Source organism: Pontibacter sp. E15-1 (assembly GCF_022601975.1).
Taxonomy (GTDB): Bacteria; Bacteroidota; Bacteroidia; order Cytophagales; family Hymenobacteraceae; genus Pontibacter.
In genome coordinates this window covers 13144-25230 of sequence record NZ_JAKVIR010000029.1, presented here as the reverse complement: position 1 = coordinate 25230, position 12087 = coordinate 13144, and the positions used below count along the sequence as shown (strand labels likewise).

Annotated in this window: 13 protein-coding genes; 5 read left to right on the top strand and 8 right to left on the bottom strand. The window is 53.6% G+C overall.

The window, feature by feature from the left end; genetic code table 11:
* Positions 1-62: 62 nt before the first annotated feature.
* Positions 63-1163, bottom strand: a complete 1101-nt coding sequence (locus MKJ04_RS18400; RefSeq protein WP_241643136.1) for a J domain-containing protein — start codon at positions 1161-1163, stop codon at positions 63-65.
* A gap of 155 nt (positions 1164-1318) precedes the next feature.
* Between MKJ04_RS18400 and MKJ04_RS18395 the strand changes: the two genes are divergently transcribed.
* The 3 genes from MKJ04_RS18395 to MKJ04_RS18385 are packed head-to-tail and all read left to right on the top strand — an operon-like array spanning position 1319 to position 3061.
* Positions 1319-1699 carry a phage holin family protein gene (locus MKJ04_RS18395; protein ID WP_241643135.1) on the top strand — a complete coding sequence of 127 codons (381 nt, stop codon included), beginning with the start codon at positions 1319-1321 and terminating at the stop codon, positions 1697-1699.
* On the top strand, positions 1696-2310 hold the full coding sequence (locus tag MKJ04_RS18390) for a hypothetical protein (RefSeq protein WP_241643134.1): 615 nt from the start codon (positions 1696-1698) through the stop codon (positions 2308-2310). The genes MKJ04_RS18395 and MKJ04_RS18390 overlap by 4 nt, the downstream gene beginning before the upstream one ends.
* Positions 2300-3061 carry a geranylgeranylglyceryl/heptaprenylglyceryl phosphate synthase gene (locus tag MKJ04_RS18385; protein ID WP_241643133.1) on the top strand — a complete coding sequence of 254 codons (762 nt, stop codon included), beginning with the start codon at positions 2300-2302 and terminating at the stop codon, positions 3059-3061. The genes MKJ04_RS18390 and MKJ04_RS18385 overlap by 11 nt, the downstream gene beginning before the upstream one ends.
* On the opposite strand, the gene MKJ04_RS18380 is transcribed toward MKJ04_RS18385, so the two are convergent.
* The 7 genes from MKJ04_RS18380 to panC all read right to left on the bottom strand — a co-directional run bounded on the left by MKJ04_RS18380 (position 3044) and on the right by panC (position 9014).
* Positions 3044-3970, bottom strand: coding sequence for an AraC family transcriptional regulator (locus MKJ04_RS18380; RefSeq protein WP_241643132.1), 927 nt, complete (start codon positions 3968-3970; stop codon positions 3044-3046). The genes MKJ04_RS18385 and MKJ04_RS18380 overlap by 18 nt on opposite strands.
* A 159-nt stretch (positions 3971-4129) precedes the next feature.
* Complete coding sequence (locus MKJ04_RS18375; protein ID WP_241643131.1) at positions 4130-5269, bottom strand: acyl-CoA dehydrogenase; 1140 nt, start codon at positions 5267-5269, stop codon at positions 4130-4132.
* 222 nt (positions 5270-5491) lie between these two features.
* Positions 5492-6172: a zinc metallopeptidase gene (locus MKJ04_RS18370; RefSeq protein WP_241643130.1), complete on the bottom strand. Its 681-nt coding sequence runs from the start codon at positions 6170-6172 to the stop codon at positions 5492-5494.
* A 14-nt stretch (positions 6173-6186) separates the two neighbouring features.
* Positions 6187-6678, bottom strand: a complete 492-nt coding sequence (gene rfaE2, locus MKJ04_RS18365) for a D-glycero-beta-D-manno-heptose 1-phosphate adenylyltransferase (protein WP_241643129.1) — start codon at positions 6676-6678, stop codon at positions 6187-6189.
* Positions 6662-7705, bottom strand: coding sequence for a lysylphosphatidylglycerol synthase transmembrane domain-containing protein (locus MKJ04_RS18360; RefSeq protein ID WP_241643128.1), 1044 nt, complete (start codon positions 7703-7705; stop codon positions 6662-6664). Before MKJ04_RS18360 ends, rfaE2 begins: the two co-directional genes overlap by 17 nt.
* A gap of 9 nt (positions 7706-7714) precedes the next feature.
* Entirely contained in the window at positions 7715-8062 is a 348-nt protein-coding gene (panD, locus tag MKJ04_RS18355; protein WP_241643127.1) for an aspartate 1-decarboxylase, read from the bottom strand.
* Between the two features lie 94 nt (positions 8063-8156).
* Positions 8157-9014, bottom strand: a complete 858-nt coding sequence (panC, locus tag MKJ04_RS18350; protein WP_241643126.1) for a pantoate--beta-alanine ligase — start codon at positions 9012-9014, stop codon at positions 8157-8159.
* Between the two features lie 136 nt (positions 9015-9150).
* Between panC and MKJ04_RS18345 the strand changes: the two genes are divergently transcribed.
* Positions 9151-9963, top strand: coding sequence for a glycogen/starch synthase (locus tag MKJ04_RS18345; RefSeq protein WP_241643125.1), 813 nt, complete (start codon positions 9151-9153; stop codon positions 9961-9963).
* 107 nt (positions 9964-10070) lie between these two features.
* Complete coding sequence (glmS, locus tag MKJ04_RS18340; RefSeq protein ID WP_241643124.1) at positions 10071-11906, top strand: glutamine--fructose-6-phosphate transaminase (isomerizing); 1836 nt, start codon at positions 10071-10073, stop codon at positions 11904-11906.
* Positions 11907-12087 lie beyond the last annotated feature (181 nt).

The following is a 12087-nucleotide window of genomic DNA, read 5'->3' as shown; positions in this document are numbered from 1 at the left end:
GCTGCAAATTTAATTGCACCGCAGTCCTCCCCTCTTCGCAGCCAGCGTAACGCTATGCATGCTCAGTTCTCGCAGTTGGCGCGGTACTCGGCCAGGCCCGCCGAATAGCCCAGTTGGTAAGCCTCCGAGAAATGGGCACAGGCTGTGTCTGATTGCATCTGCGCCAGCTCCAGCCGCCCCAGCAGGTAGTATACCCGCCCGTTTTCCTTGTCCAGGGCAAGCACCTCGCGGTAGTCCTGCTCTGCCAGCACATAATCCCCCAGCTTGAAATAGCCAAAGCCCCGCGAGGTTAGGGCACTCACGCGAGCCGGCCCCTTGCCGCTGTTTTTTAGAAAGGCAGATAAATCCGCGATGGCCGCCTCATACTTTTTCAGGTAAAAGAGGCGCACCTCTCCACGCGCCAGATAGGCCACCCAAAGTTCTGCGTCCAGTTCAATGGCTCTCGACAGATCCTGTTGGGCCAGTTGATACTGCTCCAGTTGCTGCCTGCAGCGCCCGCGCATATAGTATAGCTGGGCCGAGGGCCGACTCCGCAAGGCAATGGCCTTATCCAGGTCGCGCAGGGCCGCTTTGTAATCCTCGAAGTTGTTGAGCGCGATGTCTGCACGGGCCTCGTAGGCCGCCGCATTATCGGGCATGAAATGAATGGCATCGGTGAGCAGGCGGTGGGCGCTGGTGTATTTTCCGTCGCCCATATAAGTCAGGGCTGTCTTGTACTTGTCCTCGCCTGTGATGTGGTCCATGGCCATTTTCAGCAGCAGGCTGAAAAAGAAAAGCCCCGCCACAAAGCCGAACGTGATGTACCAGTCTTTGCGCGAGAAGCGGTTGTCTTTGCGCTTTATCTTGCGGTAGTGGCGCTCGGCCACGCCTGCCGGTGGGCGCGTAGGCGCGTAGCGCGGGTCGTGGTAGGTAACCTGGCGCTGCGACATGGCATGTTGGCGCTGGCGCTGCAGTTGCAGGCGGATGTCGTAGCGGGCGCGCTTGGTCGGGTTAGACAGGGTCTGGTAGGCCGTGTTCACGAGCTTAAACAGTTCCTCAGCCCGCGTGTTCCCGGGATTCCTGTCGGGGTGGTATTTAAGCGCGAGTTGCTTGTAAGCAACCTTCACTTCTTTGGCAGAGGCAACCGGGCTTACCCCTAAAATGCTATAGAAATTGTAATCCAAATAGATGAAACGCTGAAAAAGTCAACGATAAATTTAACTAAACCCGGACAATATACCTCAATTTCCGTACTACATTTCTAACTTCTCATATATTACGCAAATTTTTATTTATACCCTCGTATATAGGTGAAACGCTACAAAAGCTGAAATAAACTATGGCATTACAAGACAACGGCACACGGGAACGAAACCACAACCTCATCGAGAACCTGATGGGTTACATGGACACCCGCATTGACATTATACGGCTGGAAATACAGGAAAAGCTGAAAGGGGCTTTTGTCAGCTCCATCCACATCGCACTTCTTGGCTTTGCCGCCTTCATGAGCGTGATCTTCGTGAGCATCTTTCTGGGCCTGGTACTCAACCACCTGCTCGACAGCTCTTTCTGGGGCTTTGGCATCGTGGCACTTGTCTATGTCATTATGCTGGTGGTGCTCGTAGTGGGCTTAGACAAGAAGGTGTTTCAGGGTATCGCCGACAAGGCGTTCGACAACACAATTTATAAATCCGATAAAAGAGAGAAAAACATATGAGCGAGTTATACAACCCTATTTTCAACAACGAGCGGGAGTTTCTGGAGCGGCAGAAGGAAGAGTATAAAAATGCCCTGATGGGCGACGTGGACCAGATCAAATCCCAGGGCCAGGAAATTGGCAAGAAAGCGGCAATGGCTGGCGGCGCTCTCCTGGCGGGCTACCTGCTGAAGCGCATGTTCAGCGGCGGGAAAAAAAAGGACAAAACCGTAAAGGCCGAAAAAAAGAAGAAGGCGAAGCTTAAAAAGCAGGAAGAAAAGGGCGAGCAACCGTCCGTAGTGCATGTGGTCTCCACGCCTATTATCGACTATGACTCGATGCTGCACGAGCAGGAAGACGGGTATACCCTCTCCTCGGAGCGGATGCACCACGCCCATACACCCGCTGAAGACGAAGCAGAAGCAGAAGCCTCCACCGGCGGCCTTCGAGATTCTGCCGTGGCCAAAGTGCTGACACAGCAGGCTGTGGCCTTCCTGTTGGTGTATGCGGGCAAAAAGCTGGAAGAATACTTACATAGTGTCTCTGAAAATAACGATATTGCAGCAAGGCCTGCAGAAGTTACCGAGATAGAGACAACTGAGTATATCGTTCCAAAAGAGGATGCCATTTAAAGACCTTCGCCACACCCCACACCAAACAGGCAGGAAGCACTTCGCGGTGTTGCTCGACCCCGACAATCTCACGGAGGCCTCCTGCCTGCATCTTATCACCCTGGCCGCAGACCACTCCGTGGATTTCTTCTTCGTGGGCGGCAGCCTGATCACCACCGAAAACCAGGCCGGTATCATCCGGCTTCTGAAAGAGCACACTTCTACCCCCGTCATTCTTTTCCCGAGTAACAGTCAGCACATCGACAAGGCGGCGGATGGCATTTTGCTGCTCTCCCTCATCTCAGGCCGCAACCCAGACTTCCTGATCGGCCAGCACGTGCTTGCCGCCCCTACACTAAAGGCCAGCAAGCTGCGCGTATACCCCACCGGCTATATGCTGATAGACACCGGCCGCCAGACCACGGCGTCCTATATGAGCGGTACCATCCCGATTCCGTATGACAAGCCTGCCATTGCGGCCTGCACGGCCCTGGCCGGCGAGTTGCTCGGGCTGCGGTATATTTACCTGGATGGCGGCAGTGGCGCGCACAGGCCCGTGGCCCCCGAGATGATTGCTGCCGTGCGTGAGGCGGTAGATGTGCCTGTGGTGGTGGGAGGCGGCATCAACACGACCGAGAAAGCAAAGGCTGCTTTAGAGGCTGGTGCCGACGTGATCGTGATCGGGAACCACATTGAAAAAAACCCCGGCTTTCTGGCCGAGGTTTCTTCACTTGTCTCTTCTTACAATGTTGCCTTAGATGTTCATCGCTGATTCGCGACGGCGCATCTTGCCGGCTGGTATACCAAACATCATCTTGAAACGACGGCAGAAGTAAGCGGTGTCTTTGTAGCCCACTTCCTTGCCGATCTCGCGAATGCTCTTCTTCGTGGTGCGAAGCAGGAACACCGCGCGCTCCATGCGCTGGTACTCAATATAATCCTGCGGGTTGATGCCGGTCAGCATTTTGAAGTACTGGCCCACATAGTCCTCCGATACGTTGGCCACGTTAGACAACACCTTGTTGGAAAGGTCGCCGCCGATGTTCTCCTTGATGTAGTTGAACAGGTCGATGAGGCGAGGATCTTTGAAGTAGGTGCTGTTTGTGGCCAGTTGCTCGACAAACATACGGTTGCGCAGGATATGGCGCACGATCTCTACCACGATTTGCTCGGTATACAGCGTGATCAGGCGCTCCTTGCCCGGCAGTTCCTGCATGTTCTCTTCCACCACTTTGATTACCAGGTTGGCAAGCTTGCTGTTGTTAGAGATCAGGAACGCTGGCAGGTCCAGCGAAGCGAAAAAGTTAACCGAGTCGAACACTTTGGCCTCGAAGCTCACGTAGCTGTGGCTCTCCTCTGCATCACCGATCAGATCAAGATCGTTGTTGCTTCTGAAGAACTTCTCGCGGTTCGTGATCAGGTCGTCGTTTGTGATGGATTTTCCATCGCCTGACGGCCCATAGGTAACTTTTGTGCTTCGGCCGCCCGGGATGAATAGAAGTTCCCCTTCATCTACCATCTGTTCCTCGTTGCCGAAAAAGATGCTGCCCTTATGGAGCAGAATCAAATTGTTACCAACATCGTAGTAATTGCGCACCGTAAACGGCTGCTGCAACACCAGATTTTTAGCTTTAATGAATCGCACCCCAAGCGACTCAATAATCTTATTGTAATCTTCCATGTATATTACCTACTTACTTTTATACTATAAAACCCTTAAATTTGGCCTAAAGCTAAGATTTATCTTTATAAAATTCAAAAAAAATATTAATTTAAATTTAAATTAGAAAAAGCATATCTAAAGGCTAAACAACAGATGCACAGTGTTTTAACCATGTTATCACGCCAACAATTCTCTTGATATTACTATTTTTTGTATCTCCGAAGTACCCTCATATATCTGTGTGATTTTAGCATCGCGCATCAGGCGCTCCACATGGTACTCTTTTACGAAGCCGTATCCGCCATGCACCTGCACTGCCTCAATCGTGGTGTCCATGGCTACTTTAGAGGCAAAAAGCTTGGCCATGGCCCCGGATTTTGCATAGTCCTGATGGGTGTCCTTATCGTAGGCGGCCTGTAGGCAAAGCAGGCGGGCAGCCTCGATGTTTGTGGCCATATCGGCCAGCTTAAACTGAATCGCCTGGTGCTTGGCAATCTCCACACCGAAAGCTTTGCGCTCTTTGGCATACTTTACTGCCAGCTCATAGGCACCGGATGCAATGCCCAACGCCTGCGAAGCGATACCGATGCGCCCGCCCGCCAGGGTGGCCATCGCAAACTTAAACCCGAAGCCGTCTTCTCCGATACGGTTTTCCTTTGGCACCTTCACATCCGTGAACATGAGGGAGTGGGTGTCGGAGCCGCGGATACCCAACTTGTTCTCCTTCGCCCCTACCACAAAACCCTCCATGTCGCGCTCCACAATTAGGGCGTTTATACCCCGGTGCTTTTTCTCCGGGTGGGTCTGGGCAATTACAATGTACACAGAGGCGGTGCTGCCGTTCGTGATCCAGTTTTTGGTACCGTTAAGCAGGTAATGGTCGCCTTTGTCCTCGGCGGTGGTGCGCTGCGAGGTGGCGTCGGAGCCAGCCTCCGGCTCTGAGAGGCAGAACGCGCCGATGATCTCGCCGGTTGCCAGTTTCGTCAGGTACTTCTGCTTCTGCTCCTCTGTGCCAAAATTCTCAATGCCCCAGCACACCAGGGAGTTGTTCACAGACATTACGACCGAAGCAGAGGCGTCTACCTTCGAGATTTCCTCCATGGCCAGCACGTAAGCCACAGCGTCCATTCCGCCGCCGCCATACCTGGGGTCTACCATCATGCCCAGAAACCCCAGCTCACCCATCTTCTTAATCTGTTCTGCAGGAAACTTCTGGTGCTCGTCGCGCTCTATCACGCCGGGCAGCAATTCTGTCTGTGCAAAGTCGCGGGCGGCAGCCTGCACGGCCAATTGTTCTTCTGTGAATTGAAAGTTCATGGTAGTTATATATAGAAATGTCCTATTTATGTTATCTGGTACAAAACTAAGGAATCTGCTGCATTAACTATACAGAATATACCGTTAATTGTCAAGTTCTGCTGCTTTTATAGCACTTAGAGCATGTGTTTTGGCTGGTTTCGGCCAATTTTATGAAAAAACAAAGCGCTGCCCATACACACAGTACAAGCAGCGCTTTTTAATCAGGCAGGTTGAGGCAATTTAGTTGCGTCGCCCCATCAGCAGCGAAACATAGTATAAAAGTGTCGCTAATGAGCCTAAGGCTGCCACCACATACGTCAGAGCGGCCCACTTGAGGGCATCCTTGGCCATACCGTGCTCCTGCGGCGTTACCACTCCGCGCTGGTCGATCCAGGCGAGGGCACGCTTGCTGGCGTCAAACTCTACAGGCAGTGTTACAAAGCTGAAAATCGTTGTAAGCCCAAACAGAACCACGCCTATGGTTAATGGCAACGGTGTTGTCTGCAGCAGCAGGATCCCGATCAGGATGATCCACTGCATGTACCGCGAGGCGATGCTAAGCGCTGGCACCATCGCCGAGCGGAACTTCAGGAAGCTGTATGCCTTGGCATGCTGCACGGCGTGCCCGCACTCGTGAGCTGCCACAGCTGCGGCGGCGGCACTACGCGCCTCGTACACGTACTCGCTCAGGTTTACGGTCTTGTCGGCGGGGTTGTAGTGGTCCGTCAGGCGGCCCGCTACAGATATAACGCGCACATCCGTGATTCCATTGTCTGCCAGCATCATTTCTGCTATCTCGCGGCCGCTCAGCCCGGAGCTTAGCGGCGTTTGGGAGTATTCTTTGAACTTGCTCTTTAACTTGCTGCTCACCCACATACTGATGAGCATGAAAACTATACCTATGAAATATATCCCGATCATGGTTAATTTATCCTTTATTGTTGGTTAAACTGCTTCTCTATTTTCTTTACGATATTGGTTGTGGAATAGCCCTTCACCAGCGGCACCGTCTTCACTTCGCCGCCTTTGGCCAGCACCACCTCGTGGCCCACAATGCTCTCTACGGAATAATCATCTCCTTTCACTAGTATGTCTGGCTGCACGGCCTCAATCAGCTCCAGCGGGGTGTTTTGGTCGAACAGCACCACAGCGTCTATGAACAAAAGGGATGCCATAATCCGGGCGCGTGACATTTCGTCCTGCAGGGGGCGGTCCGGGCCTTTTATACGGCTGATGGAGGCGTCGGTGTTCAGGCCCAGCACCAGCCTGTCGCCGAGGTGGCGGGCTTTCTCCAGGTAATCGACGTGGCCGAGGTGAAGCAGGTCGAAACAGCCGTTTGTGAAAACGACCTTCTGGCCCTGGCTCCGCCAGCGGCGCAGTTGCTCCTGCAGCTGCGGGAGGGTATAAATCTTATCTGTTGAGTTCATGGGGTTCTGCTTTGGTTTGGGTTAGCCGCATGCCCACGCCGTTGCGCCGCAGCATGCTTCCCATAAAACTAAGCACTCCCATCAGAACAACCAAAAGTGTTTGCGAGGTATGCGCCAGCAGGGCATACGCCATGCCGGCCTCTTTGGGCACGCCATACAGCAGCAGCGTGGCCTGCACCAGCAGGTGGTATACCCCGATGCCGCCCTGTACCGGCGCCGCCATACCCAGGCTGCCTATCACCAGCACCGACAAAGCCGCGCCCCACGACAGGCCCGCCGTGGCCGGAAGCGCGAAGAACACCACCAGGCTCATGCCATAGTACATGCTCCACACAAAAACGGTGTGGCCCCAGAAGGCTGCCGGGTTGTCCAGCTTCGTGATGCTGAACACGCCTTTCAGCATGCCTCGCACAAAGGCCATCGTCTTCCGGAAGTACGCGTTCTTGCGCAGGCGGCTCAGGTAGCGCAGCCCGAAAAAGAGCACCACAGCCACAGAGCCCAGCAGTACCCAGAACAGCCAATAGAGCGAGCTCATGCCGTGCTCCAGTGAATTGTACTTGTCAGAAAAAAGTCGGAGCAAAAACTCCTGCACACGGCCAAACTCCAGCAAAAAGGCTATCCCGATGGCCAGGAGCAGCATCACGCCGTCGATCATCCGCTCCGCGATCACGGTGCCGAAGCCGGTGTTGACGGGCACGCCGTCGGTGCGCCTGAGCACGCTGCAGCGCACCACCTCGCCTGCGCGGGGCAGCACCAGGTTGGCCACGTAGCCGATCATCATGGCATTGTAGGTATGGCGCAGCGAGGGCCGGTATCCGGTGGGCCGGATCTGCATCTGCCAGCGGATGGCGCGGCTCACGTAGGCCAGCACCCCCATCACCAGCGACACCAGCACCCACGCGTAATCCGCCCGGAGGAACTCTGCCCACATCTTCTCAAAGTCCAGCTCCTTCAGGGCATACCACATCAGGAACGCGGACACACCCAGCAGCGCGGCAGGCTTTAAGACGGAAAGCAGTTTTTTCATGCAGGAAGGCTACACCAGGCGGTTGTGCTGGTCAGGGAACACCAGCGTGGGGGTATGGGATTTGGCATCCTCGAACTTGATGCTGCAATAAGAGATGATGATGACCACATCCCCTACCTGCACCTTGCGGGCGGCGGGGCCGTTGAGGCAAATCGTGCCCGTGCCGCGCTCACCTTTGATCACATATGTCTCGAAGCGCTCGCCGTTGTTGATGTTCACGATCTGCACTTTCTCATTCTCCACCACGTTGGCGGCGTCCATCAGGTCTTCGTCGACGGTGATGCTGCCTACGTAGTGCAACTCAGCTTGCGTTACTTTGCAACGGTGGATTTTGGATTTTAAAACCTCGATATACATGGCTTGCTTTGTAATAATGCGCAAAGTTATGGAATTGACGGCAGATATACTACCCACGCCCGGGCGCCCGCCTGCGCACTACCAAAGCAACAAGCTACCCTTCGTTTAAATTCACCAGAATGTTGTCGATCAGGCGCACGGGGCCTACCGCCGCCGCCACGCAAAGGGCCACTTCCTGCACGTCGCGTAAGTCAGCTATTGGCTGAAGCGTTGCCGGGTCGGCGATCTCAAAATACTCCAGCTCCACGCCGTCTACCTGCCCGAGCAAATCGGATACCTGGGCCTTGATGTCTGCCACGGTCAGGTGCTTTAGCTGCGTCTCCGCCATCTTCAGAGCCTTGTGCAGGCTGGGGGCCGCCTGCCGCTGCGCCGGACTCAGGCGCGTGTTGCGCGACGAGCGCGCCAGGCCGTCCTCCTCCCGCACCGTCGGGAAGCAGACCAGCTGCACATGGAAGCTCAGGCCCTGTATAAGCTGCCGCACAATGGCCACCTGCTGCAGGTCCTTCTGCCCGAAGTACGCCCGGTGCGGCTGCACCAGATGGAACAGCTTGCTGACGATGATGGCCACCCCGTTGAAATGCCCCGGGCGGTTGGCGCCCTCCATCACGGCCTCCAGCGGCCCGAAACTAAACTGCAGCAGCGCGTGTTGTTGTGGATATATCTCCGCTGCAGCCGGTGCAAACAGAATGTCGCAGCCAACAGTTTGCAGCAGCTCAGTGTCCTGGGTGAGCGTGCGCGGGTAAAGGGTATAGTCGTCGGGGTTGTTGAACTGCGTCGGGTTCACGAAAATGCTGCAGACCGTGACGTCATTCTCCCGGGCAGAGGCCCGGAGCAATTGCAGGTGGCCTTCGTGCAAGGCACCCATGGTCGGTACGAAGCCTATGGTCTTGCCGCTACAGCGTAATGCCTGCACCCGCTCCCGGATGGTATGAACCTGCTCTATAACTTCCATGTCGGTGTTGTTTACATTTGGGATTGCTCAAAGCCGGCAAAAGTAAGTTATAACGTTTTAAATTGAAAATTAGAATAAAAAATACTAATTTTGCACGTCCCATTACTGTTGCTATTTAAATTTTAACCTCATATCCATGTCAAAATTGCGAATCTTATACGCCGCCACCGAGATCAACCCTTTCTTACAGACCACCAAAGTAGCCGAGTTTCTTCAGACGCTGCCACAGGGGATGCAGGAGCGCGGGATGGAAATCCGCATCTTCGTGCCGCGGTTTGGTTTGATTAACGAGCGCAAGAACCGCTTGCATGAGGTGGTACGCCTTTCTGGCATCAACATCGCTGTCGGCGAAGACGAGAAACCGTTGGTAATTAAGGTAGCTTCTATACCAAATGCAAAGCTGCAGGTTTATTTTATCGACAACGAGGATTATTTTCATAGAAAATCTGTGTTTGTTGATAAAAACAACAAGTTCCATGCAGACAACGACGAGCGCGCGATCTTTTTCTGCAAGGGCGTGCTGGAAACAGTGAAAAAACTGGGATGGGCTCCAGATATTGTACATTGCAACGACTGGATGACGGGCCTGATCCCGATGTACCTGAAGACGACTTACAAAAAAGATCCAATTTTTAAGGATGCCAAGTCGATGTTCACGGTCTACAACCACAACTATACGCAGAAGTTCGACGAGGGCCTGCTGGAGAAAGTGAAGATGCTCGACATTGACGACAGCATGCTGACCGACCTGCAATCCTCTGACTGCGACGGCTTCGTGAAGTGTGGCATGAAGTACGCCGATTCTGTAATCAAGACCAACGAGGACTTTGGCGACAGCATGAACGCCACCTTCAACGAGTACATGAAAACCAAGGATATCAGCACGGTAAGTGCCGACGAAACCCTTCTGGATTCTTACTATGAGTTATATAATCGCCTTGGCCAGTAGCGCCTCGGGTATGATCTGAATTATATAAAATAATTATTATAGGTTTTTTCAAATAATAGGTACTTTTGTGGTACCTATTGTTTTTTGTTCATATTCATAATAGAATTATGTGTGGAATTGTTGCATACGTCGGGCACCGCGAAGCTTGCCCCGTTATTATAAAAGGCCTGAAGCGCCTGGAATACAGAGGCTATGACAGCGCCGGAGTGGCGCTGATGAATGGCTCTTTGAATGTTTTTAAGAAGAAGGGGAAAGTGGCAGACCTGGAGGCCTCTCTGGTTGGCGTGGATACGCACGGCAACATAGGTATGGGCCACACGCGCTGGGCAACGCACGGAGAGCCGAACGACGCAAACGCGCATCCCCACTACTCTACTTCCGGAAACATCGCGATCATCCATAACGGCATCATCGAAAACTACGCCTCTCTCAAGAAGCTCCTGCTCGAGAAGGGCCATACCTTCCAGTCTGATACTGACTCAGAGGTGTTCATCAACCTGATCGAGGATATCCGTACAAACAGCCACTGCACGTTGCCGGAGGCTGTGCGCCTTGCCTTGCACGAGGTTGTAGGGGCTTACGCCATTGTGGTGCTGGCACAGGATAGCCCGAACCAACTGGTAGCGGCCCGCAAAGGCAGCCCGCTGGTGGTGGGCATTGGAGAAGGCGAGTTCTTTCTGGCTTCAGACGCCACGCCGATCATCGAGTATACCAATGAGGTGGTGTACCTGAACGACTACGAATTGGCCGTAATCAACAACGGCGAGCTGGATATCCGCACACGCGAGGATGTGAAGCAGACCCCTTATGTGCAGCGCCTGGAGATGGCCCTCGAGTCGATTGAGAAAGGCGGCTACGAGCACTTCATGCTGAAGGAGATCTTTGAGCAGCCCCGCTCTATCCTGGACAGCATGCGCGGCCGTATGATCGCGGAGAACAACCACCTGATGATGGGCGGCATCCGTGAGTTTGAAAACAAGTTCACCAAAGCCAAGCGCATCATCATCGTAGCCTGTGGCACCTCGTGGCACGCAGGCCTGGTGGCCGAGTACCTGCTCGAAGATCTGGCACGCATACCGGTGGAGGTAGAATATGCCTCTGAGTTCCGTTACCGCAACCCGATTATCAACGAGAAAGACATCGTGATCGCCATCTCCCAATCCGGCGAGACGGCTGATACGCTGGCGGCACTGGAGTTGGCCAAGTCAAAAGGCGCTACCATATTTGGTATCTGCAACGTGGTGGGTTCTTCTATCGCTCGTGCCACTGATGCGGGTGCCTATACCCACGCTGGCCCGGAGATCGGGGTAGCCAGTACCAAAGCCTTTACGGCACAGGTAACCGTGCTCACGCTGATCGCCATGATCATCGGCAGCAAGCGTGGTATGCTGGAGACAACAGCCCTCCGCCGTTTAATGGTAGAACTGGAGAATATCCCTGCTAAAGTAGAGATTGCCCTGCAACTGAACGACCAGATCGTGGAAATTGCAAAGGTGTTCAAGGATGCGACGAACTTCCTGTACCTGGGCCGCGGCTATAACTTCCCGGTAGCCCTGGAAGGCGCCCTGAAACTGAAAGAGATCTCTTATATCCATGCCGAAGGCTACCCTGCCGCAGAAATGAAGCACGGCCCGATCGCCCTGATTGATGAGCACATGCCGGTAGTGGTAATCGCGACGAAGGACAGCTCGTACGAGAAAATCGTGTCGAACGTGCAGGAGGTAAAGGCCCGCAAGGGGAAAGTGATCGCGGTGGTAACCGAAGGCGACACCACCATCCCATCCATGGCAGACTACGTGATCGAGATTCCGGAGACAAGCGAACCGCTGATGCCGTTGCTATCGGTTATTCCGCTGCAGCTGCTCTCATACCATATCGCCGTGATGCGCGGTTGCAACGTAGACCAGCCGCGTAACCTGGCCAAGTCTGTGACGGTAGAGTAAGGCACGGCCATACCATATAAAACAGGAAAGGGCACCTCAAGAGGTGCCCTTTCCTGTTTTATATATGGACTTTCGCAAAAAGGAATAAAGAGCCAGTCAGTCAATAAATGGGTAAATGGCTCAATTGTTAAATGGCCTCATGTCTGATAATTTTTCAACAATTAAACCATTTAACAATTTA

What these genes read in the sequence shown, in the direction of transcription:
- MKJ04_RS18395 (WP_241643135.1), top strand. Translation starts at nt 1,319, where the DNA reads ATGGCATTACAAGACAACGGCACACGGGAACGAAACCACAACCTCATC.
- MKJ04_RS18370 (WP_241643130.1), bottom strand. Translation starts at nt 6,172, where the DNA reads ATGATCGGGATATATTTCATAGGTATAGTTTTCATGCTCATCAGTATG.
- rfaE2 (WP_241643129.1), bottom strand. Translation starts at nt 6,678, where the DNA reads ATGAACTCAACAGATAAGATTTATACCCTCCCGCAGCTGCAGGAGCAA.
- glmS (WP_241643124.1), top strand. Translation starts at nt 10,071, where the DNA reads ATGTGTGGAATTGTTGCATACGTCGGGCACCGCGAAGCTTGCCCCGTT.
- panD (WP_241643127.1), bottom strand. Translation starts at nt 8,062, where the DNA reads ATGTATATCGAGGTTTTAAAATCCAAAATCCACCGTTGCAAAGTAACG.
- MKJ04_RS18385 (WP_241643133.1), top strand. Translation starts at nt 2,300, where the DNA reads ATGCCATTTAAAGACCTTCGCCACACCCCACACCAAACAGGCAGGAAG.
- MKJ04_RS18380 (WP_241643132.1), bottom strand. Translation starts at nt 3,970, where the DNA reads ATGGAAGATTACAATAAGATTATTGAGTCGCTTGGGGTGCGATTCATT.
- MKJ04_RS18345 (WP_241643125.1), top strand. Translation starts at nt 9,151, where the DNA reads ATGTCAAAATTGCGAATCTTATACGCCGCCACCGAGATCAACCCTTTC.
- MKJ04_RS18390 (WP_241643134.1), top strand. Translation starts at nt 1,696, where the DNA reads ATGAGCGAGTTATACAACCCTATTTTCAACAACGAGCGGGAGTTTCTG.
- MKJ04_RS18360 (WP_241643128.1), bottom strand. Translation starts at nt 7,705, where the DNA reads ATGAAAAAACTGCTTTCCGTCTTAAAGCCTGCCGCGCTGCTGGGTGTG.
- panC (WP_241643126.1), bottom strand. Translation starts at nt 9,014, where the DNA reads ATGGAAGTTATAGAGCAGGTTCATACCATCCGGGAGCGGGTGCAGGCA.
- MKJ04_RS18375 (WP_241643131.1), bottom strand. Translation starts at nt 5,269, where the DNA reads ATGAACTTTCAATTCACAGAAGAACAATTGGCCGTGCAGGCTGCCGCC.